Origin of the sequence: Desulfosporosinus orientis DSM 765 (genome assembly GCF_000235605.1) — a bacterium.
In the GTDB taxonomy this organism is placed as follows: domain Bacteria; phylum Bacillota; class Desulfitobacteriia; order Desulfitobacteriales; family Desulfitobacteriaceae; genus Desulfosporosinus; species Desulfosporosinus orientis.
On sequence record NC_016584.1, the window covers coordinates 5,133,987 to 5,158,283 of the forward strand.

General features: G+C 40.0%; 21 protein-coding genes. All 21 read right to left on the minus strand.

Translation table 11 applies throughout. From position 1 onward, the window contains the following. Positions 1–25: 25 nt before the first annotated feature. Positions 26–1,003, minus strand: coding sequence for a 4Fe-4S dicluster domain-containing protein (locus DESOR_RS23790; RefSeq protein ID WP_014187149.1), 978 nt, complete (start codon positions 1,001–1,003; stop codon positions 26–28). A 117-nt stretch (positions 1,004–1,120) separates the two neighbouring features. Further along, positions 1,121–2,344, minus strand: a complete 1,224-nt coding sequence (nrfD, locus tag DESOR_RS23795) for an NrfD/PsrC family molybdoenzyme membrane anchor subunit (RefSeq protein ID WP_014187150.1) — start codon at positions 2,342–2,344, stop codon at positions 1,121–1,123. Between the two features lie 30 nt (positions 2,345–2,374). Continuing rightward, on the minus strand, positions 2,375–3,151 hold the full coding sequence (locus DESOR_RS23800; protein ID WP_014187151.1) for a 4Fe-4S dicluster domain-containing protein: 777 nt from the start codon (positions 3,149–3,151) through the stop codon (positions 2,375–2,377). An 18-nt stretch (positions 3,152–3,169) separates the two neighbouring features. Beyond that, positions 3,170–4,750 carry a [FeFe] hydrogenase, group A gene (locus DESOR_RS23805; RefSeq protein WP_014187152.1) on the minus strand — a complete coding sequence of 527 codons (1,581 nt, stop codon included), beginning with the start codon at positions 4,748–4,750 and terminating at the stop codon, positions 3,170–3,172. Positions 4,751–5,162: 412 nt separating this feature from the next. Next, on the minus strand, positions 5,163–5,897 hold the full coding sequence (locus DESOR_RS23810; protein ID WP_014187153.1) for an ABC transporter ATP-binding protein: 735 nt from the start codon (positions 5,895–5,897) through the stop codon (positions 5,163–5,165). Positions 5,898–5,899: 2 nt separating this feature from the next. Then, the gene (locus DESOR_RS23815) at positions 5,900–6,673 is read right to left on the minus strand and encodes an ABC transporter permease (RefSeq protein ID WP_014187154.1); all 774 of its coding nucleotides are present in this window, start codon (positions 6,671–6,673) and stop codon (positions 5,900–5,902) included. Positions 6,674–6,707: 34 nt separating this feature from the next. Continuing rightward, the gene (locus DESOR_RS23820) at positions 6,708–7,697 is read right to left on the minus strand and encodes an aliphatic sulfonate ABC transporter substrate-binding protein (RefSeq protein ID WP_014187155.1); all 990 of its coding nucleotides are present in this window, start codon (positions 7,695–7,697) and stop codon (positions 6,708–6,710) included. Positions 7,698–7,800: 103 nt separating this feature from the next. After that, positions 7,801–7,962 carry a hypothetical protein gene (locus DESOR_RS30470; RefSeq protein ID WP_014187156.1) on the minus strand — a complete coding sequence of 54 codons (162 nt, stop codon included), beginning with the start codon at positions 7,960–7,962 and terminating at the stop codon, positions 7,801–7,803. A 151-nt stretch (positions 7,963–8,113) separates the two neighbouring features. Beyond that, positions 8,114–10,024 carry an FtsX-like permease family protein gene (locus DESOR_RS23825; RefSeq protein WP_042331595.1) on the minus strand — a complete coding sequence of 637 codons (1,911 nt, stop codon included), beginning with the start codon at positions 10,022–10,024 and terminating at the stop codon, positions 8,114–8,116. Next, positions 10,011–10,934, minus strand: coding sequence for an ABC transporter ATP-binding protein (locus DESOR_RS23830; protein ID WP_014187158.1), 924 nt, complete (start codon positions 10,932–10,934; stop codon positions 10,011–10,013). Before DESOR_RS23830 ends, DESOR_RS23825 begins: the two co-directional genes overlap by 14 nt. Before the next feature lie 887 nt (positions 10,935–11,821). Beyond that, positions 11,822–12,250 carry a hypothetical protein gene (locus tag DESOR_RS23840; protein WP_014187160.1) on the minus strand — a complete coding sequence of 143 codons (429 nt, stop codon included), beginning with the start codon at positions 12,248–12,250 and terminating at the stop codon, positions 11,822–11,824. Between the two features lie 799 nt (positions 12,251–13,049). Continuing rightward, positions 13,050–13,826, minus strand: coding sequence for an ABC transporter ATP-binding protein (locus DESOR_RS23845; RefSeq protein WP_014187161.1), 777 nt, complete (start codon positions 13,824–13,826; stop codon positions 13,050–13,052). Then, positions 13,827–14,624: an ABC transporter permease gene (locus tag DESOR_RS23850; protein ID WP_014187162.1), complete on the minus strand. Its 798-nt coding sequence runs from the start codon at positions 14,622–14,624 to the stop codon at positions 13,827–13,829. 71 nt (positions 14,625–14,695) lie between these two features. Next, the gene (locus DESOR_RS23855; RefSeq protein ID WP_014187163.1) at positions 14,696–15,706 is read right to left on the minus strand and encodes an ABC transporter substrate-binding protein; all 1,011 of its coding nucleotides are present in this window, start codon (positions 15,704–15,706) and stop codon (positions 14,696–14,698) included. Between the two features lie 32 nt (positions 15,707–15,738). After that, positions 15,739–16,935 (minus strand): histidinol-phosphate transaminase, encoded by a 1,197-nt coding sequence (gene hisC, locus DESOR_RS23860; RefSeq protein ID WP_242832402.1) that lies wholly within the window; start codon positions 16,933–16,935, stop codon positions 15,739–15,741. Next, complete coding sequence (locus tag DESOR_RS23865; RefSeq protein WP_014187165.1) at positions 16,892–17,986, minus strand: iron-containing alcohol dehydrogenase family protein; 1,095 nt, start codon at positions 17,984–17,986, stop codon at positions 16,892–16,894. Before DESOR_RS23865 ends, hisC begins: the two co-directional genes overlap by 44 nt. Before the next feature lie 524 nt (positions 17,987–18,510). Then, the gene (locus DESOR_RS23870; RefSeq protein WP_014187166.1) at positions 18,511–18,819 is read right to left on the minus strand and encodes a thioredoxin family protein; all 309 of its coding nucleotides are present in this window, start codon (positions 18,817–18,819) and stop codon (positions 18,511–18,513) included. Positions 18,820–18,837: 18 nt separating this feature from the next. Beyond that, positions 18,838–19,755 carry an NAD(P)/FAD-dependent oxidoreductase gene (locus DESOR_RS23875; protein ID WP_014187167.1) on the minus strand — a complete coding sequence of 306 codons (918 nt, stop codon included), beginning with the start codon at positions 19,753–19,755 and terminating at the stop codon, positions 18,838–18,840. Positions 19,756–19,883: 128 nt separating this feature from the next. Then, complete coding sequence (locus DESOR_RS23880; protein ID WP_014187168.1) at positions 19,884–21,749, minus strand: aryl-sulfate sulfotransferase; 1,866 nt, start codon at positions 21,747–21,749, stop codon at positions 19,884–19,886. A gap of 45 nt (positions 21,750–21,794) precedes the next feature. Then, positions 21,795–23,180, minus strand: coding sequence for an SLC13 family permease (locus DESOR_RS23885; protein WP_014187169.1), 1,386 nt, complete (start codon positions 23,178–23,180; stop codon positions 21,795–21,797). Between the two features lie 133 nt (positions 23,181–23,313). Beyond that, on the minus strand, positions 23,314–24,213 hold the full coding sequence (locus tag DESOR_RS23890) for a helix-turn-helix domain-containing protein (RefSeq protein ID WP_014187170.1): 900 nt from the start codon (positions 24,211–24,213) through the stop codon (positions 23,314–23,316). Positions 24,214–24,297: the final 84 nt, after the last annotated feature.

Sequence of the window (24,297 nt, forward strand, 5' to 3'; positions counted from 1 at the left end):
CGTAAGATTCTTGGTACAAGCCTGCTTACTTATCACTTGTTACACAATCCATACACAATGGCGGCTCTAAGTTATCAAACACTTCCTTGCCACAGTGAGAACAAAATCGTCGTTTGCCTTGGTGCAGAAGAACTTTACCTGCCAGTAAACGATAGGATAAGGATTTACATTCCATAGTTAAAGCTCTAGAACGGCATATACTGATACATCTTTGACAGCGGACGCATTTTGACGGTTCATAAATCAAGGAAAACTGTTCCTTAGTATCCTTTTTCGTCAAAGCTCCCTGGGGGCAGATCTCCGGACAATCCCCGCAATTTGTACAATTATCCTTAACATGTAAGACCGGTATAGGGAGCTTTGGAATCTCAGATTGTTGGGAATTCCAAGTTTCCATCAAGAACTGCCGTGTCTTCGGAATAAGATAGGATTCTCCAGAAGTGTTCCCTTGTAATATTCCTTCTAATCTCTCGCGACCGACGTCACGCCATCCTTTTGTCTCATTTTCACAGTTCCCATCATCAGCGGCCACTTTTATCTTAATCGGCGGATGTTCTTTCCAGGCATCATGCACTTCCTTAAAAATCTGCACACTCATCTCACAAGCTTTTTTATCGGGACAATCTGCACACACTCCGGTGTATATAGTCAACTCCTTCTCCCGGGCGTACAACATTAATGTCATCCATAAATCCCGGTCGATAATCCCTAGACAAGATATTTCATACCCTGCCGGAATTGCTTGGGGGCAGTTCAAAACAATCTTTTCCGAACGTCTAATATACTCATAGAGTTCATCAACAGTGCGATAGACAAAGCCATCGCTGGGACAAACAGCCATGCAAACCCCACATTCTGTGCAGCGTTTGGTATCGAGTTCACGATATAAGGAAATGGCTTGCTGGGGACAGGCATCGATACATAACCGGCAAAGGTTAACATAAGCCTTTTTTGTATCAAGACAATTATCGTAATGATAGACAACCTGACAATTATAAATCATAAAGACACCTCATTTCTGCAAACAAAAAGCACAGGCAAAATTGCTTGACCTGTGCTATAAAGATTAATAAATGTGTTAGGCGCCTAAAATCCACGAGAATTTACAGGGGATAAGTACTTATTTAGCAGTGACAGCAAAATCCTCATCGTCATTTATTATGCCTTTATCATGTTCTGTTCCCTGATGCTCGATAATATTGAAGTTTTCTACGATAAACAGGTAAGCTAAGCAAGCTATTGATACTAATCCCAAGCTGACGATAAACTCTGTCCAAGCGGGGAAATAATAGCCGCCATGTTGGTTCAAATGTTTTCCTAATCCTGTAAACACAACATCAAACCTGTTGAGAACTACTCCGGCAACATTCAGTATTCCAAACCAAATCAAGCCTTTACGGGTGCTGGATAGGGAACTAAAGGCTATGATTATAGGAATTATGACTCCAAAAACCAGTTCGCACAGGAACAGGATACTGGGCAGATCAAAGGCAAAAACATTGGCCAAGGTTCCCTTTACCGCTATATCCACGACCTTTAAGACTAAATATAAGATCATTGCTCCGCCAGATATTCTGGCCAATCCTCTTAAGACAGAGATATCCACTTGATGATTGAATGCTTTTCCGGCTAAAGTGCTTTCCACAATAATCATCCCTGCCCCAACGAAAAATGATGATAACAAGAAGAAGGGCGGCAGAAATACGGACCACCAAAGAGGGTTCTCTTTGCCAACCATTATGTAGAACAGTTCGCCCAGAGATGATTGGTGAAGTGTGGGCAGTGTAATACCGACAACCAGCAGTACCGGCATTGCTTTCTTAAGGTACTTGTGGAAGCCTTTAAATACTTTCTCCGTTGCTACTTCACAGAATTCCAGGACCTGAATCAATGTGTAACAGGAAACACACCAGAAAACTTCAAACAATACACTGGCATGTCCCCATGATACATAGGGTCTCCAGAAGTTAAACCATTGTCCTACTTCAATCAAGAGGCCGAGAACGACAACAATATAACCTAGTAAAGAGGTCAGCATTGTGCTTCTGGCTATTGGATAAAACTTATCCCGGCGCAGGACGTATACTATAAGGCAGGTTCCATAACCGCCTCCCGCCAAGGCTACCCCTAACAATACATCAAAGGCAATCCATAATCCCCATGGCCACTGATCATTAAGGTTGGTTGTTGCACCCAGGCCTAGTATAAAACGCACCAGAATGACTGCTATGGCCGCAGCCGCAATGGCCATAAACACCAACCTCATGGGGGTTATTCTAAACCGCCATCTCACGCTGGATAACTTCTCTCCTGCACGATTTACGAGTGTACTAACAATTTCCATACATTTCCCTCCATTCCGCTATTCGTTGTATCACTCCAGAGGTTCCTTGTCTTTATTGTTAAATATAAATAATCCGGCTAATATGGCCGCCCAGCTGACTCCGATAATTGGTGTCATTTTCATATATCCTTCTGTATAGGAAGGCAAAGGCTTGGTAGTTACATCCGTCCTGAATCTCATCTGTTCAAATGGAGTATCCGAGATATAAAGCCAGGAGGTTCCCCCTGCTTCTTTTTCTCCATATACTCTATCTATATAACCATTTTCTTTGATTCTCTTTTTGGCTTCTGCCAGCAATTCTTCTCTGTCTCCAAAGGTTATTGCCCCAGTGGGACACACAGAGGTACATGCCGTTTCCATGTTATTGGCAACTCTTGTCGGGCACATCTGGCATTTCCTTACACCAGGAATGGCTTTCTTCCATTCATACCTCAACATGTCAAAAGGACATGCCATCATGCAATAACGACAACCAACGCACAGCTTCTGATCATAGATAACCGGTCCCTCAGGAAGCTTTTGTAATGCCTTGGAAAAACACGCTGATACACAGGCCGGCTCTTCACAGTGAAAACATTGGGTTTTGACATATCTCCAAACTGACGAGCCGTTGTTCTTAAATTCATAACGATTGATCGATGTCCATTCTTCCGGCCATAAGCCGTTGTTGGGTTCCTCAGCTCTGTCTGCAGCAGTCTTGGTCTTTTCCTGAGGGTCCCATTCAAGCTCATTCCATAACTTACAGGCTACGGAACAGCTTTCACAACCTACACATTTTGGTATATCTACGAGTACTCCCTTTGCCATCTTCTTTCACCTCCATACTTAGTATAATTTGCTGCTTTCGGGCTTTTTAGGGTCAAAGGTTTCAGCCCTGGAAATATAAGTTGTATGCAATAGTTCTTCTGCCTTCTCGCTCATGGGGCTGGTTAAAAAATCAGCATAGACTTGTTTGATTTGGGGGTTATCATGACTGTTGCGCAGTTTGGCATTAGCATCAATTGTATATAATGAAGCTGCACGCCTATTGCGAACTTCATCTGAAGGAGGAGATGAGGCACGAGGTTGTCCTCCGCCATATTCACAGCCTCCCGGACAAGCCATAACTTCTATGAAAGCCCAGGGGGCATTGCCTTCCTTAATCTGATCCATAACTTTGCGGGCATTAGCCAGACCGGAAATGACTGCAACTTTTATGTCGCCGACACCGGGGATATTCACGGCTGCTTCTTTAACACCCTGCATTCCTCTTACAGGAGTTAAACCCCAAAGGGCTGAAGGCGGTTGTTGTCCGGTGATAAGATAATAGGCAGAACGAACCGCAGCTTCCATGACACCGCCGGTAGTACCGAATATCGCTCCTGCCCCGGTTCCGGAACCCATCAGCTGATCATACTGGTCGTCTGGAAGAGAGTTAAAATCGATACCGGCCCGCTTGATCATTCTGGCCAGCTCTCTGGTTGTCAGAACAGCATCCACATCAGGGGTAACCTTACTGTCCTTAAGTTCTTTTCCGGCTGTTGCCATTTCAGGACGCTGGCTTTCAAATTTCTTGGCTGTACAAGGCATGATGGCTACTGAAAAGATCTTTTTGGGGTCAACATTTTTTGTTTCAGCATAATAGGTTTTCATCAAAGTCCCTTCCATCTGCTGAGGAGACTTGGCAGAAGATAAATTAGGAATCAGATCCGGATAAAAATACTCCACAAACTTAACCCAACCCGGGCAGCATGATGTGAACTGGGGAATAGGCTTATCCAATTCGCCTTTAATACGTTTAACCAGCTCAGTGCCTTCTTCCATTATTGTCAGGTCCGCTGTGAAGTTTGTATCAAAAATTACGTCAAACCCCAATTTTCTCAATGCCGCAACTTGCTTGCCCTGAACATTAGTCCCGACAGGCATGCCAAATTCTTCGCCAAGTCCAATACGAGTTGCCGGAGCAGTCTGCACAACAACCGTAATATTGGGATCTGCGATAGCTTTTAGCACTTTATTAATATCATCCCGTTCTGAAATTGCTCCGGATGGACACCATTGAATACACTGTCCGCAATTTACACAAACAATTTCCTTTTTAATCGGCAGCTTGTAATTGCCAAACACCGATTGAACCTTCTCACAAGCTTCAATACATTGACCACAAAGAATACATTTTTGGTCATCCCTGACAATTGAAGGATTTTCCGGGTCAATTGGAACCCGGCCGCGCACGTTAGTTGGCCAGCTGCCTGGTGCATTGTATTGGGTTGGCATCCAGCCACTTCCTCCGACAGCTTTATCGGGTGTAAGGGGTTCGCCGCAGCCAGCCAAGTTTAACGAAACACCGACTAAACTTGCTCCCCCTACAAACTTAAAGAAAGAACGTCTGGACAATTTTTTTACTTGTCCTGCTTTGCCTGCCATGTGTTTACCACCTTTTTTTAAACTCTCTTTGCAAACTTGCTATCCAGTAGGTAGATTACATCATGGAGTATTACAAGTTTTCCTTTCCTGGAAAACTCGTAATACTCACACAACTCTTCTCTTTAAGTTTAATATCTAAATAGCATCTGTCACGTTTATGTATGTAAATAAACCCTTTTGTAGTTAATAAAAACATTTTAAAAAGTTTCAAAACCCCTAAATTCGCTTTAAATAATTTAGAAAACTTGGCTGGCGTCAAGCCTTTCAGGCGCAGGCGGCCGCCATAGTTGCTCTTATGCTTCAGAAAGTATGCAACGGAAGTTATACTTTCTGATTAGTAAAAAAAAGGCTCAAAAAGCCTTTTGTTGGAGAAATCAAATATAAAAATAAACTTTGTAAAAAGTCTTTTAAATTAGTAACTGTTAAATACTTTGCTTTTTAATTCTTTAAAGTAATCACTCTCAGGGTTTCTTGGATAGGATAAATTCATGATATCAAAGCATTCCGTACTATTGTTTCTGTATTTTAATACTATTATTTTTTGAGCCAGCATAATCGCTTCATCCAGATTATGGGTTACATGGATTATGGTCATGTTGGCGGATTTCCACAAGTCCAGCAGATCTTCCATAATGCTGTTTTTAGTAATTGAGTCTAGTGATGAAAAGGGCTCATCTAAAAGCAAGAGCTCGGGTTCTGTCACTATAGCTCTTGCTAGGGCTACTCGTTGTGCTATTCCGCCTGATAATTTATAGGGCATTTCGTGGATATAAGGACTTAATCCCAGTTTATTTATTATTTCAGTAACTTTTAAATTCTTTGCTTTGCTATGATCGTTTCTTTTTAAGCCAAAAATGATATTATCTTGAACAGAAAGCCAGGGGAATAACCTGGGTTCTTGGAATACCATATTTACTGTTCTGTTTCTTATTTTATATTGAGTGCCATTGATTAAAATCGTACCCGAAGTCTGTTTTTCTAAGCCTGAGATTAATCGTAAGAAGGTCGTTTTACCGCATCCGCTAACCCCTAACAGACAGACCAGTTCTCCTTTATTGACAGTCAACGTCAAATCATTCAGAACGCTTACTGATTCATTTCCTATTTTAAAATTCTTACATACATTGTGAATTTCTAATAGACTCATCGTTAATCCTCTTTATAGTCATTAGATTTAAATCTAATTATTTTTTTCTCAAATCCCTTTGATACATTATCAAAGCTCATACCAATCAACCCTATAATGAATACTCCTAAGAACATGGTTTCAGGTTGAGCCAATTCTCTTCCTTGCTGTATTAAATATCCTAAGCCCTTCGATGCCCCTAGTAATTCAACAGCGACTAAGGATCGCCAACAATAACTTAATCCCAGTCTCATTCCTACAAATAAGCTTGGCAGCATACTTGGCAGATATACTCTATAGGCTAAGCCAACCTTTGATATCCCGTTAATTATCGCCACTTCTATAAGGTTCTTATCCGTTGTTTCTATGCCATTAATGGTATTTAATAAGATTGGAAATATCGCGGAATAAACGATAATGGCTATTTTTGAGGTTTCATCTATCCCCAGCCAAAGAATGAATATTGGTATTAACGCAATGCCGGGAATTTGTTGAAAAAAACTCAAGATGGGATTTAGCAACAATTTTACTCGTTGATTTAAGCCTAATATTATTCCTAGGGGTATGGATAAGAGTAGAGCTGTTAAAAATCCTATGACAACTCGAATTAAGCTCGCCAATATGTTTTGTTGCAGGCTGCCATTCTCGATTAACTGTATACATCGGAAGTAAATATGGTGTGGTGATGGCAAGATATAACTGTTTACCATTCCATAATTACTAACAAGCTGCCAAATAAGAATGATTGCAAGAGGCAAAATAACCCCTTGCAATCTTATTTTTACTTGCTTTAACATAGAAAAACTCCTATTGTAACTAAAATTGAAACGATTACTGCGGCATGAAGCTTGTATCAATTAAGTCATTTATAAGGTTTGTGGTATCTGTGTCACTTGAGATCATGCCCTCTTCTTTAAGGAATTCTGCAGATTGAATTAAATCTACCTTAGCATTATCCATACTCATAGCAAAGGAAAATTCAGGATACATTCTTTTAACAGCTTTTATGTCCATCTGATTTTTCGTCGCTGCAAGCTGAAGAGCTTGGTCCAGGTTATTTGTACTCCAATCAAGGGACTGTTTATGTATTTGTAAAAATTGCTTAACCAAGTTTGGATAATTTTTCGCAAAGTCACTTCGAACTGCAATAACGGATAATCCTGAAATCAATCCTTCGGCGCTTCGAATTTTTGTAGCTTTTCCCGAGGCAATGGCTTTTGAAAGTAATGGGTCCGGCAGGATTGTGGCATCAATTTGACCGCTTAATAAGGCCGTTAAGGCACTGGATGAATCCATATTGACTATAGTAATGTCATTTTTCTTGAGGTTTGATTTTGCTAGATCTTCAATAAGCATTTGATAGAGCATCGTACCGCTTTGAAGCCCGATTTTCTTGCCTTTAAGATCCGCCTCATTGCTAATCCCCGCAGTCGATCCGGCAACTAATGCTATACCCTTGGGAAAGGCTGAATAAGCCGAAATAACCTTAATGTCATTACCATTTGCTTTGGCCAATATAGCCGAGAGATTATTAAGGCTATTGGCAAAATCTAAAGAACCTGAAGCAAGGGCTTCTAACTGACTATCCGGTGTCGTCAAGTCATGCCACTTGAATTCGATATTATCCTTTGCAAATTCCGTTTCAAACATTTTTTTATCTTGAGCAACAATTGAAGGGACATTAATAGGCCTGGACACATAGGACGCATTAATAGTTTTTGGAAGTGCCGGTGTTTGTTGTTGACTGCTTGATGCTGATGAGCAGCCACTTAGTAACAATGTCAATGAAATGGCTGCCAAAATTAGCTTTGAACGAAACATTTTTGTGTTTTGCACTCCTTTTACCTTGAGGCAAGGCTCTATAAATGTCTTGCCTTAAAATATTAGTCTCTATAGCACTTTACTAATTATAAGAGAGGAAAGACTACTCCGTCAAATAACGACAATCACACTGCAGAACAAATGCCAGATAAAGCCCGTCCTCCGCCCCATGTGAAGGAGATATATCCCTAATCCCTTGCCTCTCAAGTTCAGCGAGAATAAAACGATTCGCTCGTTCAATAGTTAAGTCCCTATCACTGAACATAGATTTTATCATCCTCGCTAATTTGACCCAAAGGATTCAACTTTTTAAAGTTTAACAGGATTCCTAGTCTATAAATCGAGTTATAGCGGGGCGCTGTCTCTTAAAATCCAAGAGACAATACTAGCAACGCCACTGAGGTTATCATTTCTGGCTATTGAAAAAAACCAAAGCCCAGCAATTCTCTTCTGGAATATCTCAGCACCACAACGAATTGAAGCGCTGTTAGGCCTGAGCCAATAATCAAACTGTACACGGCAGCCTGCCATCCAAATCCATAAAATTCATTTACGGCATAGCCATAAAAACTCCCAATAAACAGACCGGTGATAACCTGAGGCATATAGTAATATATGTTCTTATGCCGGATCATTGCCAGCATTTCTTCGGCCGTTACCCCCAGCCTGTAGAGACCGAATAATATTCTCTGCTCTTTTTCCGCTTCGGCCTTAATCTTAAACTGAATCATAATATTGGATGCCGCACAGAACAAAATCTCGGCGAATAACATCACAAAAAGCAAAAACTCTGCTGACTGCTTAGCCAATGTGTAGGATTCAATCCTGGAGGTAGCCCGATAGTAACGTTGTTGTATCGACTGGTCAACCCGATTCTTTTCTAATAAATATTTCTGGACGGCAGCTATTCCTTTTCCCGAATCCTGCCAATTGCCAAAAGAGTACAGCTTGATGATCCCTTTGGAATAGTCGGTGCGTACCGCGGCTATAGTCTTGTAATCAGTATCGTTTAAGACCAAAGTGTGATCAGCCAAGGTCGGATTCCGGTTGAATAAGATACGCACATCGCTCCCAACGGACTTTAATTCCATTTTATCCCTGCCGCAATCAAAACCAACTGTTGAAGGGGAAGAAAAATAATGTTTGTATCCGTCCTGCAAGTCAGACTGGAAAACCATCAGAAACTTACCCTCGGGAATATGATAGTTACAACCAAATTCTTCATTAACTTCGGAAAGCGGAAGCAAATTAAATGCACCGTTTCTCAAATAATCCACTTGCTTAACCGTTCGGACCGATACCCCGTTTTGAGCCAATAAGCTTGCGATATCACTGTCAGTCACCTGGTTCTTGCTGAAAATCTGGGAATACTCTAAATCATAAGGGGAATTTCTGATAGCATCCTTGGTAAGGGCCGGATACATAACCACACATGATCCGGCAAAAAATATGCAAAATCCAAGCAGCCAGGCTGCTATAATGCTAATCCTGACTTGAGATTTGGCATGCTGCCTGTTAAAAGAGATTCCGAGAAAATGCCCCTCCCGAAATCCCGGGATTACTTTAGTCCAAAAGTCATCCAAACTCTCCACCTGGGCAATGATCAAACCCGAACCTGCAAACATAAAGATAAGGCTAATTACAAACCAAAGCCCCGAATTAGCATAAACATAACCAAGAATCATCATCGGTACTGAAACAGCAGCCAAGACCACACCGGAGATGAATCGTCCTCTTTTTGATTTTCTATTCTTTTCCCCTCGGAATTTATCTTTAATCAGATCGATTAGGTCCGTCTTTTTAAACCCTAAAACACTCATTACTAGGGTGAAGAGGATGGTTAGACCATAGAGCAGTGCTGTCCATTTATAGGACGCGGGATTAAAATACCAACGCAATCCAGTTACTCCGATCCCGTGTTGAATCACGAAATAAAAGACAAAAGCTGCCAGAGTGCCCAAGAACAAACCGCTGAGCAAAGATATCCCGGCAGTCACGCACTGTTCCAGGAGCATATTAACCAGCACTTCTCTTTCACTCATTCCCATGGTCATTAAAATGCCGTATTCATGTTTGCGCAGCTTCATGAATTGTTGGTAGGAATAGGGGATAAATGTTACGAGAAAAATGCCCACAAATAAACTTGGGGCCCATACATTGCTGGAAATATAGCTGTTAACGCTCTTGGGATCCATAAACGCCTGATTGGTAAAGATGGCGGCGAAACAGTAAAACAGGACAATTGAAAAGACATTACATAAAAAATACTGCCGGTAACGCCGGAAGTTGACCATTAACATTTTCCTGGAAATATCAAAGAATGTCATCCTGCTCACTTCCGATCAAGGTAAGCATTTCAGTCAGGGAATCAAGAAATTCCTTGTTGCTGCCTTTCCGCTGTTCTTCAGCCAAAAATTCACCGTCTTTTAACAAAAGGGCCCTGTGACAATGGCTGGCGGCAAAGGTGTCATGGGTAACCATTAAAAAACTGCTGCCGAATTCTCGATTGACCCGGAGAAAATAATTCATCACTTCCCGGGTGGACTTGGAATCCAGATTTCCTGTCGGTTCATCAGCCAAAATAAGAGCAGGATTATTGATAAGCGCCCTGCCGATGGCCGCCCGCTGTTTCTCACCGCCGGATATTTCCGTAATATTATGAGCTTGGGTATCTTCAATGCCGAGGATCTTGAGAATTTTTTCCGCCTGCTCTTCCTGTTCCTCCGCCGGCTTTTTGTCCAGAATCATCGGCAGCAGGACATTTTCTTTCACGGAAAGGCTTTCGATAAGATTAAAGTCCTGAAAGATCATCCCTAATCTTCTCCTTCGGAATAAGGCCAGTTCTGCTTTATTCATCTCGGACAGGCACTGGCCGTCAATCCAGACACTTCCTTGATCTGAACGATCCACGCCGCTGATGATATTTAAGAGAGTTGTTTTGCCGCTTCCCGAGGGTCCCATGACAGCAACCATTTCTCCTTCTTTTACCTGCAAATTAAGACCTTTTAATACTGCAATTTTTTCTTTATTCCTTGTTTGATAATTTTTCCATACATCGCTAATTTCTAAACTGTACATACCCTTATCCCCAATCTTTTCATCATAAAATCCGCACACCAAAACAAAGCCAAAATATCCGGCTCTAAAAAGATTATTGATTAGATTAGGGCAGGGTTCATTCGTCCATACGGACACACAGAGATACAAGGGTATATCTTCTACTCCAGTACAATACACTCTTGTATCTCCAATTAAAATATATTACCCATATTAATGCTAAAAAAAGGCAGTCATCACTTATACCACCAGTATATCTAGTATCCTTACCATTTTCCCCGCTATAAGCATCCGTTAAAATGGTTTGATTCTGTAAGATAGACTGACCGCCTATAATTACTTCAAGGTCGCCGCCATTAGGAGTAATTCCCTTTGAGACAGAAAAATTCAATACCAAGAAAAGGACAAACACCAAGGTCACGTAGGTGATTTTAATTATTCGTTTTTTGCTACTAAAGATCGGTTCCATCCTATCCAAATCCTTTGCTTGGCATTTTAGAAACCAAATTAATCATGTCTGGATTCCACTTTAATTATATCATAAATCAAAAAGGTACCAAAAAAACCATTTACATCCTTCAACTATCCTAATTGATCAAATCTTACTGGAACTTATTGGAGAACTTAATGAATGTGAAATGAAAAGAGGGTATTGTATCTTAATCATAAGAGACAATACCTCTTCTCCTCTAGTCAATGAACAAGATTTCTAAGTCTTGATGCATGGGCTATATTTAACTATCCTAGGCTATCAAATATTTCAATTATTAACCCTTGTTGACCACAACGGCCTGTGAAGCAGCTATCAAAATAGACGAATCACCATTTTCACTATTACGGAACACTTAACACTCTTTGTTGATAATGATCTTACTTGGCTTTGGCATTTAAGAAAACCGATGAGTTAAAAAAGAAGCACAAGGTTGAAATCGAGTAAGATTTTATTAGAAAAAAGGCACTGAGCACTAGATTATGTAAATAAGTAAAGCATCTCAGTCGGATAAAGGAGATGTTTTACTTATTATATATCAGGCTGATCTATATACAGCACTTACCAGCAAAATTATTTACAGTCTCACAGCCACAGCAATTTCTATATCTTCAGCAAGCACAGTTTTTGTATCTGTATGATATAATTGGAGCGTAAATATATAAGTGCCTGGTTTTTTAAAGGTAAGAAAAACAGGAATAGCTGTATTTACTAATACATTATCCATTCGTGTATAACCACCGGTAAAATCAACAGATACTATATTACCTTCCTCATCAATGGTCTCTGCAATAACATCATTGGCTTGATCTGGATCAGCCATAATAACTTGGTAAGATAAATTTAAACCCATCCCTTCAGCGGTTGCATTCGCTATATTCTTAAGACTAGTAACGGCTCGTTGACCTACTGCTACGTATGATGACACTCCAGCATCAATAGCCCAAAGTTGTTGAACTTGTTGAACTTGTTGGTGAGATTGTTGTTGATCTTCAGGATTAGACATCAAAAATCCTTCCTTCTATGAAATTATTCTGCTATATTCTATGGAATTTATTTAATTATGTTACTAACAAAGTAATGCGAAAATTGTTTTGGCAAAGAATCGTATCTCCAAAGTGCTGGCAACCGATGAGTGTGTCAATACGCTCGCTCTCAGTAAACTCAACATATTGTTTCCGTGAGTGTCCCATCAGGTATAATGAGCTATCCGATGGGGAATTCAAAAAGCTTATACGGAAACAGTATAACTACATCAAAAAAATTGCCAGAGAAGGATTTTTTAAAAACAGCTCCACTTCAAACAGTGGGGCTGTTTTATCCCACCCGGTATGTGTTCCACCGCTTACTTAAGTACTTAACTTTTGTTGAAAATTAAATCTAATTAGTAGACTCACTAAAAAATAACGAGCAACAAAAACAGGGTACTGCCTCTTAAAATTTCTTAAAGGCAATACCCTTGATTTATTTTATATAGAATCAATCGAAACCTTAAAATATGAGACTACTCTAACTTCAGCCAACCTTTTTTAGCCTTATTTCGATTGGTCTTTATTGATAATAACGGCCTGGGCAGCAGCAATCAAAAAGGGCCTATCTCATTTTTAAGTAATATGGAACACTTGTGAGTGTACTTTGCAAAAGCCAGAAGGACTTAACAAAAAAAGCCAAATAGCCAAGGCACACAAAAATAACGCGATAACTTCTAGAGAAAGCTACCTCGTTATTATTCAGGTATAAATTGTTTCAAATTGTGTTAGGGAACGACCCCGAAGGGCCAAAGGGAAGACCTTATTGCTTTTTGGCTACTTAAGAGCTTTCAAAGTCTCTTCACGGATAAGATCGAGTAACCGTGTTTTAAGGCTTAAGAACTCTGAACTGCTCTTAATATTGTAATCGCGAGGTCTAGGAAGATTTACAGGAATATTCTCTTTTAAGCGTCCTGGCCTAGCCGTCATGACATAAACGGAGTCCGCCAAAAAGATAGACTCTTCCACATCATGCGTGATAAATAGAATTGTCTTCTTGGACTCTTCCCATACTTTGAGCAGGATCTCCTGCATAATGCTCCGAGTTTGTGCATCCAAGGCACCAAACGGTTCATCCATTAAGAGTATTTCAGGATCATTTGCCAGCGCCCGGGCAATCGCCACTCGCTGTTTCATCCCCCCGGATAATTGGATCGGGTAGTGTTTCTCAAACCCACTTAACCCAATAAGCTCAAGATAATGTTGTGCCGCTTCTTTACACTGTTTGCGCGAAGTTCCCTTGAGTTTCAAGCCAAAAGCAATATTATCTTCCACGGTTAACCAAGGATAAAGGGTATAGGACTGGAAGACCATACCTCGATCAGAGCCAGGGCCTTTAACCTCATGCCCATCAAGGTAGACCTTTCCCGAGCTTGGTTCTTCTAGTCCCGCCACAATCCTTAAGATAGTGGATTTTCCACACCCTGAAGGACCGAGGATCGTGATAAACTCTCCTTCTTTCACCTTAAAAGACGTACGATCGAGTGCGACCATCTCGCCTCCCTTGGTCGAAAATACCTTGCCCACTTGGTCAATGACAAGTTTATGATCCACTTATACTCCCTCCTTTCTCATCCAAGAGAATGAAGCACTATAGATGAACTTAAAGATAATGTCAGTCACTAGACCTAGCAAGCCAATAATTATGATTCCCACAAAAATCTTATCCGGTCTTAGGAATCTGGAGGACTGCATGATCATATACCCTAAGCCACTCGATGCCCCAACAATCTCTGCTACAACTAAATACGTCCAAGCCCAACCAAAGGTGATCCTTAAAGTATCAACAATACCGGGGAGGGATGATGGAAGAATCACTTTGCTAAAGATCTGCGCTTTACTTGCTCCCAGGGTATAAGAAACATCGATTAATTCATTTTGAACATTCTTGGTCACATCCATAACCATCAGCGTTAATTGAAAGAAGGTCCCAAAGAAAATGACGCTCATTTTTTCCCCTTCATCTAAACCAATCCACAAAATAAACAGAGGAATGAAGGCAGAAGCCGGCATATAACGAATAAAACCCATTATCGGCTCAAAAAATCCTTCCATAATTCGCAGTGTTCCCATAAGAATTCCTAACGGCACACCGATGACGGCAGCCAACAAAAAGCCCAAACCAACCCTTGTAAAACTGATTCCAATATCCTTTAGGATATCCCCTTGAGAAAAAAGATCAATAGCTGTGTTAATGACCTTACCAGGACTCGGAAGGAAGAGCGGATTCACAATGCCAGAATAACTAAGAAGCGACCAGGTTAAAAGAAATAATATGAAGGCCAAAAGCCCCGCCGATGAATATAACCCTTTAGAAATTTCCTTTTTCGGAGCGAAAATATTTTTCCACATCACGACTCCCCCTTTCAATTTATTAATAACACTAAATAAGGAGGCCCTTGCGGGCACTCCTTATTTCATTCCTATAGTCCTTCAACAAACTTGGGATTGACAATGCTTTCCGGAGTAATGGCCTTATCGATTACCTTTTGTTCCAAGTAGAAGTTTATATCGTTCTTTGTAAACTCATAAACTGAACCCGGGTTTGCACTTGTTCCAAATAATTTCTTGTTGTCATCTTTGTTAAAGAACTTGAGACCAGGAACTGTCGAGGTAAACTCTTTCACATCAATTTTTAAGCCTTTAGCCATAATTTGATCCGATTCATCCTTATTAGCTTTCCAATAGTCCATGGCGTCTGCCAAGGCAGCAACAAAGGCTTTTACATCATCCGGGCGTTTTTCAATTACTTCATTTCTAAAGCTAATACTGTCCATGATAATTCCCGAAAGCTCCTTAGTCGAAACTAACACTTTACCGTTGGCGCTTGCTCCTTTAGAAAGCCAAGGTTCCCAAGTTACCGCTGCATCGACTTTACCAGCAATAAAAGCAGCTCCGGCATCTCCAGCTGACATAGGTACTACCGTAACATCTTTATCGGTAAGACCGGCTTTTTTCAGCTCAGTCATCATTAACAATTGACTGGTTGAACCAACTTCATAAGCAACTTTCTTACCTTTTAAGTCGGCAGGGGATTGAATGTCTTTCTTGGCCAGGATTCCGTCCCCACCGTTAGAATCATCGAGCATCCATACAACCTGAACGGGAACTCCAGCTGCGGCCAGGGTAACCTGAACATCTTGAGCTGTCGCCATGCCATCAACTTTACCACCGGCTAACGCTTGCTTACGCTCTGCTAAACCGTCAACAATGCTTAACTCAACATCAACTCCATGTTTCTTAAAAAAGCCTTTTTCCTGAGCCAGGAATAAGGGGCCATAACCGGTCCAGGTCGGTAAGGTTACTTTTAAGGGGGCTTTTGGGGCAGTTGCTTGTCCTTCCTGAGTTTTCTGCCCAGCAGTACTCGATGCACCACAGCCCGCTAAACTTAGCATCAGAACCAGGGCTAGAACTAGGGCTAAAATCTTTTTCATTGTTCCTCACTTCTCCTCTTTATAGGTTTCACTTAACGAATTATTTCTTTTAAGACATTTACAAAAGTATGTACTCCCTCCTTCTTTCCTACGGATACCCTAATGGCTGTATCCAGGCCGTAACCTTTCAGCATTCTTACAATAACCCCATGCTCGGCTAATTTTTGGAAGATGACGCTGCTGTCCATTTGGGTATCTACAAAAACGAAATTCGTGTCACTTTTAAGGTACGGCAATCCCAGTTCTTCAAAGGCCTCATACATCAATTCTTTGCCCTGATGATTAAGCGCCCTGGCTTCTTGAAGATATTCAATGTCCTCTAAGCTGGCTAATGCTCCCGCCTGGACAACAGCATTGACATTAAAGGGCGGACGAACATGGTTTATAGCCTCAATCACTTCCGTTGTCCCAAGACCATATCCAAGGCGCGCACCGGCCAAAGAATAAGCCTTAGAAAAGGTGCGGACCACAAAGAGAAACTTATGCTCCTTTAAATAACGAACGCCGGATTCAAACTCGGGTGAGACAACATATTCTTGGTAGGCTTCATCAATAACAACCAGAATATGATCCGGTATTTTGCTTAAAAAATTCACAAGTTTAGTTTTAGGAATGCTAGTACCCGTTGGATTGTTGGGATTACACAGAAAAATGGCCTTAGTCTTTGAGGTTACTTTGCTAAGTATATCTTCTAAATCATAAGAGTAATCTTCTTTCATTTCAGAAAAAACCGGTTTAGCGCCCATTAGATTCGTCGCCGCAAGGTATTGTATGAAACTCAGTTTCGGGATAATGACCTCATCCTCAGGCTCCAAAAACGTTTGGGCTATAAGGATAATCATCTCATCAGCACCATTGGAAAGAATAACCTGTTTTGAACTGACTCCCTCGATCTCGGCAATCTTCTTCATGATCGAGTCCCCTGCTGAGCTGGGATAAAGGTTCAACTGACTCAGTGAATCCTGCATCGCTTGGATTGCTTTAGGCGATGGACCTAACGGACTTTCATTAAAGGATAGTTTATAGACTGTCTCCCGGACAAGAACCTCTTTAATCTCTTCGACCGGCAGATCTGCTAGCTCGCACTTATAAGGTGTTAACTTAGGATAAACCTTGCGGACAATGTTATTGACATCCATTGAAATCTCTCCTTCTCCCCGCAAAGCAATAAACTGCTTAAAATTATTAAAGAGCTGTGTGCCCCAGTTGATCTGCCCTGCGAATTCCATCAATCACCATTTGTGGGGTCACTTCAAAGGGCATATTCGCCATATCCTCAATCCCGACGGTAACGCTGCCAAGTGTTTGCCATTGTTCTTCCGAAATACGTGAAGAATCAATCCCCATATCGCCTAAGGTACAGGGTAAATTCACTTGTTTATAGTAAGCAATTACGTCCAATATTTCTTCATCTGGACGACCTTCCATAGCCAACTGGGTCAAGATTCCAAAGGCAACAATTTCCCCATGATACACCTCATGAGCCTCCGGAAAAATCGTAAGCCCTGAATAGACAGCATGAGCTCCGGCCGTCCGACAATCATCTCCGCCGTAGTTACTGATATTACCGCTCACAGCGATAATGGCATCGATAATGTCTTCGAGTTCCTTGGAAACAACCCCCTTATGTATCGACTCGGCTGCACGTTTTCCTTCCTTTAATAAAAGTTCATAAACAAATCGTGCTAACTCAACGGCACCACAGTTAAAAGCATTCGGTACCGCTTTTTGGTTCGAAGCCTTGGATTCAAACCATTTTGCCAACGTATCGCCGATCCCAGAAATTAGATATCGCACAGGTGCTTCAAGGATAATTTGAGTATCTACTAAGATCAGATCTGGATTTTTGGATTTACGACTGATCTCTAGAAACTCTCCCTTATCATCATAGAGAATGGATATACAAGTTCCTGCGGCACAGGTCGAGGCAATCGTGGGAATTGTAATCACCGGAAGGTCTAGCAGGTATCCCAATGCTTTAACGGTGTCAAGTGCTTTTCCACCACCGGCAACTAACAGAACATCGGGTTGAAACTCCTCAACTTGATTTTTTAGGTTGTAAATATTACGTTTACTACATTCACCTCCATACCAAATAGGGGGAAGCATCTCCAAACCATGTTGCGAAAGGTCTTTAGTTATCGGTGCAGATACAATCGATAGTGATGTTTTGCCACCAAATAAGCAAACCTTTTTGCCAAAAGGGGCTACATAGTCACCGATTTGGCCGATCAAACCTTCTCCTCGAATATATTTACCATGTCCGAAAACTATTTTCATTATTATGTCCCTGACTTTCAAGAGGATTTATACACTTACCTGCATATTTAATCAAACTGATTCTATTTTAGGAGGATTTCAACAGCCTGTCAACCATTAAAATTTAATCGTCTGTAACTATGAGATTGCATTACCTCATAATTGAAAAATATAAAGAAGACCCGGCTGTACCGAGCCTTTTATGGAACTTCGTTCCATTAAACCTGTTTTTGACCACTTTTATGTCCCAAAATATAATAAATCAATAAAGTAAGGGCATTGTCCACTAAACTTTCTAGCGAACAATACCCTTACTTTATTTTATGGCCAAATTTCTCAAGCCATTGGTATATGAGGCTTTTCGAGCTTAAACCAACCGTCTTTAAGCCTTACTTCAATTGGTCCTTGTTGATACAGCAGCCTGAGCCACAGCATCATAATAGACCAATAACTGTTTTTTCACATTATGGAACACTTCCTCTAACAACTTATCTATTTTATAACTACCTTCTCTGAAGATCAGCATAAGAACATATTTTATATGGTTAGCCAATCATATTAATAATTTTGGGTTTTTGTTGTAGTCCTTTAACCCGAGTTACCTCTTGACCGTCGTTAAAAACGATCATGGTTGGATAGCTTTCCACACCATATTTTTCCACAGCCTCTTTGTTGGCATCAAAATCTACGGTTACGATTTCTACGCCACCAACACTTTTAGCTACATCTTTTAATACAAAACCTAACATTTTGCAAGGACCACAGGTTTTAGAATAGAAATCCACTAATACCTTACCCTGTTTAACCAGTTGATCTAATTCTTCACCATTAATTTCTCTAACTTCAACCGCCATTTTATTCACCCTTTGTTCTTAGTTTAGTTTTTCAATATATTTTGCTGCCGATAGAGCAGCGATGGCACCGTCACTGCACGCGGTAATAACTTGTCTTAGGTGCTTACTGGTAATATCACCAGCTCCGTAGATGCCTGGTACCTTGGTAGCCATAAATGCGTCAGTCTCGATATAGCCATAATCGTTTACAATGCACAATACCTTAAAGGCATCTGCTGTGGGCTGTAAACCGATGTATTCGAAGGCCCCGTCTGCGTTAACGGTGATTTCTTGACCTGTTTTGGTGGACTTAGCCTTTAACCCTGCAAATTTATCAGCACCTAAGAATTCTAAGATATTATAATACTCATAAATTTTCACATTGGGGAGTACTCTTAATTTATCACAAGCCCCTGGGTCTGCAGTCAGGTTGAATAGGGTAACAACCGTTACTTCTTCTGCTAAACTTGCTAAGTAAATAGCTTCTTCCACCGCCGAGTTACCACCGCCAATAACGATCACCTTTTTATTAAGGTAGTGGGGTCCATCGCAAATAGCACACCAGCTAATAGAGGAACCTGCAAAATTCAGTTCACCTGGGACCCCGAGCATCCTTGGCTTAGTGCCGGTAGCAATAATAACAGCCTTTGCTTCAAAGGTTTGACCCTCTTCGCAGATAAGTTTTTTAATTATTCCTTCTGACTCAATGGAAGTTATTGTGCCATAGTCAAAAGTAACCCCTAGTTCTTGGGTATGCTCAAACATTTTTATGGCTAGTTCTGCACCATTAATGGTTCCCATCCCGGTATAGTTTTGAATTTCAAAGGTATTAACGATTTGCCCTCCGGGAGCCAATTTATCTAAAAGCAGCACATTCAAATTTGCCCTTGCCGCATAAATAGCAGCAGTCATACCAGCAGGTCCCGAACCTATAATAGCTAGATCATACATTGCCATTTAATTTCCCTCCAAATGGAATGTTTCAATTGATAATAACATGACTCTAACAGCCAACTTTATATTTAATGGACCCTCCATAGAAAAAGCACTAAAGTAACATTAGTGCTTTTTCTTTAGTCACTAGATTAAAACTCAACTATAACACCAGTTTCATACTTATACTCGTCTACGATTAAAGATATTTTAAATTCACCAGCTAACCCTTCAGCGCTGATGGGGAATTCTACCGCCCGTTCGTCACTCTCTTGGAAAGTACCTACACACATAGCCATAAATGGACGCTTTGTTGTTGGCACGTAGTAACTGTGAGTGGTCTCCCCTTCAAGCTGGAGCAGAACCATTTGGCCTTTTTCAAAGGTTGCTTTGAAGATCAATCTATCTTCCTCCAGGCCTAGTTTGACATTATATTTTTCTGGTACTATGCCGCCTTCCTCTGTAGGAGGAATAGTTGTAAACTCTTCGGTAACACCCAGAGTCCCCAATAACTCACCTTTTCCTAGAGTTAGTACATCCTCATGACAATAAAGCTTTAATTTTTCTGCACGATAGTAGTTAGCTGGTAATTGCATTTCATACATTACCACATCGTCTTTGAGCTCCACAGTGATGGAATTAAATACAACATTTTCCTTATCTTCGCCTCTAACACCTACCGGAGGTTTATCAAGGGCCTCTCCGTTTAAAGTACCAATACCACCTGAATGTACCAAGTAGTGACCTTCACTGTAGTATTCTACGTTACTGATATAACAAGAGTAGAATTCCGCTCCTCTTTCTTTACCATATTGCCATACTTGTTCAATTTCCATTTTGTCAGTATCAATTCTGTATCTTACCCCACGGGTGAAATTTTCCTTAGCTGGTATATATCTTTCTTTAACTTTAGCTCGCCAGTGACCGTTGTCTAAAGCCATGATATCGCCATCTGGCAGTACGACACATGCGTGTTGCTCGTATTGCCAATCAAAATCGCCTTCACCTGCCGGCTTAAAGAAATACTTATTAACTAACTCTTGAGGCCAACCTTCAGGGTCACCAATAACCCAATTCAATGCACCCGTTTCATAGTCAATGTTGATAATGATATCCTGGTGCCGACCGGATAAAGTTAGGGAGTTGGTCTTCTTATCGTACCAAACAGCATTGTTGTGGAACCAGTCATGGGCATCTTGGCTGCCTGAACCGCCTACATCTTGAGGCAGTACTTTTTGGTAGTCCCAAGTTTTAAGAATTTGACCGGTTTTTCGATCCACTAATGCTAACATATCTTCCACTGTACCCCTGGGGAGATCTTGGGTTAACATCAACAGGTTACCATCTTCCATTTCAAATGCATCATGGTGATAACCGCTCGGCAGACGATATTCTTTATAGATTTTACCAATCATACCCATCTCGTAGGTGCCCGTTACATGGTATGGAGGAGCAACCAAACGATTGTCACCAACTAACAAGCGGCCATTCTCTAATCGCATTAAATCCCAACACAGGTTTAATGTATTGTACCAACGAGCATCTCCCAGGTAATCATAGCCCGCAGTAAAAGCCTCAGATGTAGGAGTAACAAACATGATATTATCTTCAAAATATTCGGCAGTAGTTGTAACCTTAGTTGGTAGCTTTAGTTTATCTGGTGCTGCTTCTGTTTGAATAATAAGCAAGTTTTTCTCGCCATTGCCCAAAACTAATTCTACTTGGTTAGCATAATCTGCATAAAGCCCATAAATAGGAATCATGTGCTCAGTGGCTTCGGGAAACTTAAAGCTAATATCCCCAGCCTTCTCTTTACCTTTAACCGTGACAGCTACAGAAGTGGGTTCTGCTGTTTTAAACATCACCAGAGCTGTTAAAGGAGCAACAAGGTACGGATTTAATTTTACATAGGGATTATCAAAGGTATATTTCCCTTTATGATATTCTGCCAACCAAGCTTGCTCGGCTTGGTATTGCTCGGTAATAATGTGATCAAATTGTCTAAACAAAACAGACATTTGATTTTCCTCCTTATATTGTTTATTTAAAGATCAGTTTGTATCTTATAATAATCCGATTAAAATCCAGTATGGTACACCAACAACTAGGAGATATACTCCGCAAATTAACATTTTCCAAGCAAATACCTTCATGAAATCCTTTAAATAAATTAAACCAAAGGAAAAGAATACTAAATAAAGAGCATACTCATAAGGCAAAATAACTTGGTCAAGTCCTTGGAAAAAAGTATACATTAATGGATATGGACTAATCCCTAAATCAACAGCAACTTGTACTAATGGAACAGCTAGGGTAGCCATGGCAGCTAAAGGTGTTAGCAAGAAATTAAGCATAACCGCTAACAGCCAAACAACAGCAATTAATACAAACGTATTAGCATCTTTCATCAATGGTAAAACTGCTTGCGATATTAAATTTCCTATTCCCATTTTTGTTGCAACCGCACCGATAGTCATACAGCTTGCAATAAAGATAATAAAGGAATAATTTACTTTTTGAATATCTTCCCTCCTGCCGACGTCAAAACCAGGGAAAAAGAGAAGCGCCGGTAAGAATACAAAACCATAAGCCATATTCAATTTATGAATATTAGATGTTAATAAAAAGACAACCAGTACAACAAGAATTAAGAGTGTTTTCTTTTCATCAGCAGACATTTTTCCTAAAAGTTCCTGTTGTTTTACAAAATAATCTTTTCCATTAATTTCGACTTCAGGTTTCATTACCTTAGTAATCATAAATCCAAGGATAAAAACTAATGGAATAAAAACAATATTTTGATAAAAATATTCAGTAAAACTAATCGACATTGGCTTTAATGCTGAAGCACTTCCAAATAAAACCCCTAAGTTGGCTGGAGTGAAAACAAAAAATCCCGGCACTAGCGTACCTATTGCAGCAGCTATCATAATTCCACAAGCAGCTTTAGATTTTCCCAAATTAAAAGCTTTACAAACTCCATAAGCTAATGCAGCCATAGCTACAGGAACACTGCCCGGCTTAGCAATATTAATAAGAACACCTGCTAAAATCAAACCATAAATGATTCCATTATAGGTTCCACCGGTTTTTATGATACACCAATATGCAATTCTTTTAAGCAAGCCGATTCTTTCAAGGATATTAGCTAATAAAAAGGTCCCTAATACCAACCAGGGAATAGTTGCACTCCACGGTGAAAATACCACATTCATTGGAGCAATCTTAAAAAGAACATATAAAAAAGGTAATAGTAAGGCTGGAATAAAATTATCCACAAAATCAAGCGCAAACATCATCACACCCCAAAGGGTCACTGCGAAGAAAATCTTAATATTAACAGTGAAGACTTCATTTGCTGGAATTAACATAACTAAAAGAGGTACCATAATTGAAACTAGCAACATCATAATTTTTCTTTGCTTTTTTTGAGCCTCTGCTTGTTCCATAAACATTTCTCCTTTGTAAATATTAATATATATATATTAAATATATATTATCAGGAAAACTAATAAAAAACGGGTAGCCTAGGCTACCCAACTTGAATGTTTTTTCACAATCTGCTGCAAAGCTAATATTTAGTTAATAATTAAGTATTTTTTCTGCTCTTACATAGCGCATCATTTCTTCTTTATCTAAAATTACTATTCCTTCATTTTCTTTTAAAATAATTCCTTTATTTTTCAAGGCTTTGATTATTTTCGCTACTGTAACCCTATGAATACCAATTAATCTGCTAATTTCTGCATTACTGCTATTCTTTTTAGGAACTATTAACTTACCATGTTTTATCTCAGCTTTATTAATTAAAAACTCACATAAACTGTTAGGAACCTTCCCTTCTTGTCTTGCTTGAAGATTAAATAATACCTCTCTATAGTATGTCGTAAATAATTTTAGCAATTCAGTTAATATCTCAGGTTTATCTTCTACGAACTGAGAAAAAGTCTCAATAGGAATTTTATAACAATAGCACCTAGTGGCAGTAATAATGCTATTTCTAAGAGTCCTATTTTCAGTGTATAAGGCAAAGACCCCCACTAGAGAACCGACAAAATCACCGGCTTCCTTAATGTTGATAATTAGTTCATCACCTTTTTCGGTAATACTTCTCCGATAACAAGTTCCACTAACTAAATAGTAAATATAGTCTATTCTTTCCCCTTGTTCAACAAGAGTTGTACCTTTTTTTAATTCACAATAACTTATTCCCGGCATATTGATTAGTTCCATATAATACTTTTTCCAAATTGTTTGTTGGTTAGCAGCTGTGTTTATTGCACACTTAGTATTCTTCAGGAGATAATCAGTAGTAACTCCAAATATCTCGCTTAAGAGTACGACCTTTTCAATGTCCGGTGTCGACCGCTCAGACTCCCATTTTGATATTGATTGTCTTGTAATTCCTAATCTATCTGCTAATTGATCCTGAGATAAACTATTTTTCTTTCGAAGGTATTGAATTGTTTGTGCTAAATTCATTAAGCACCGCTCCATTAACATAAATTATATTTTTACACAAATAACATTTTATAGATCCTGTTAGTAATTTGTCAACTAACAGTT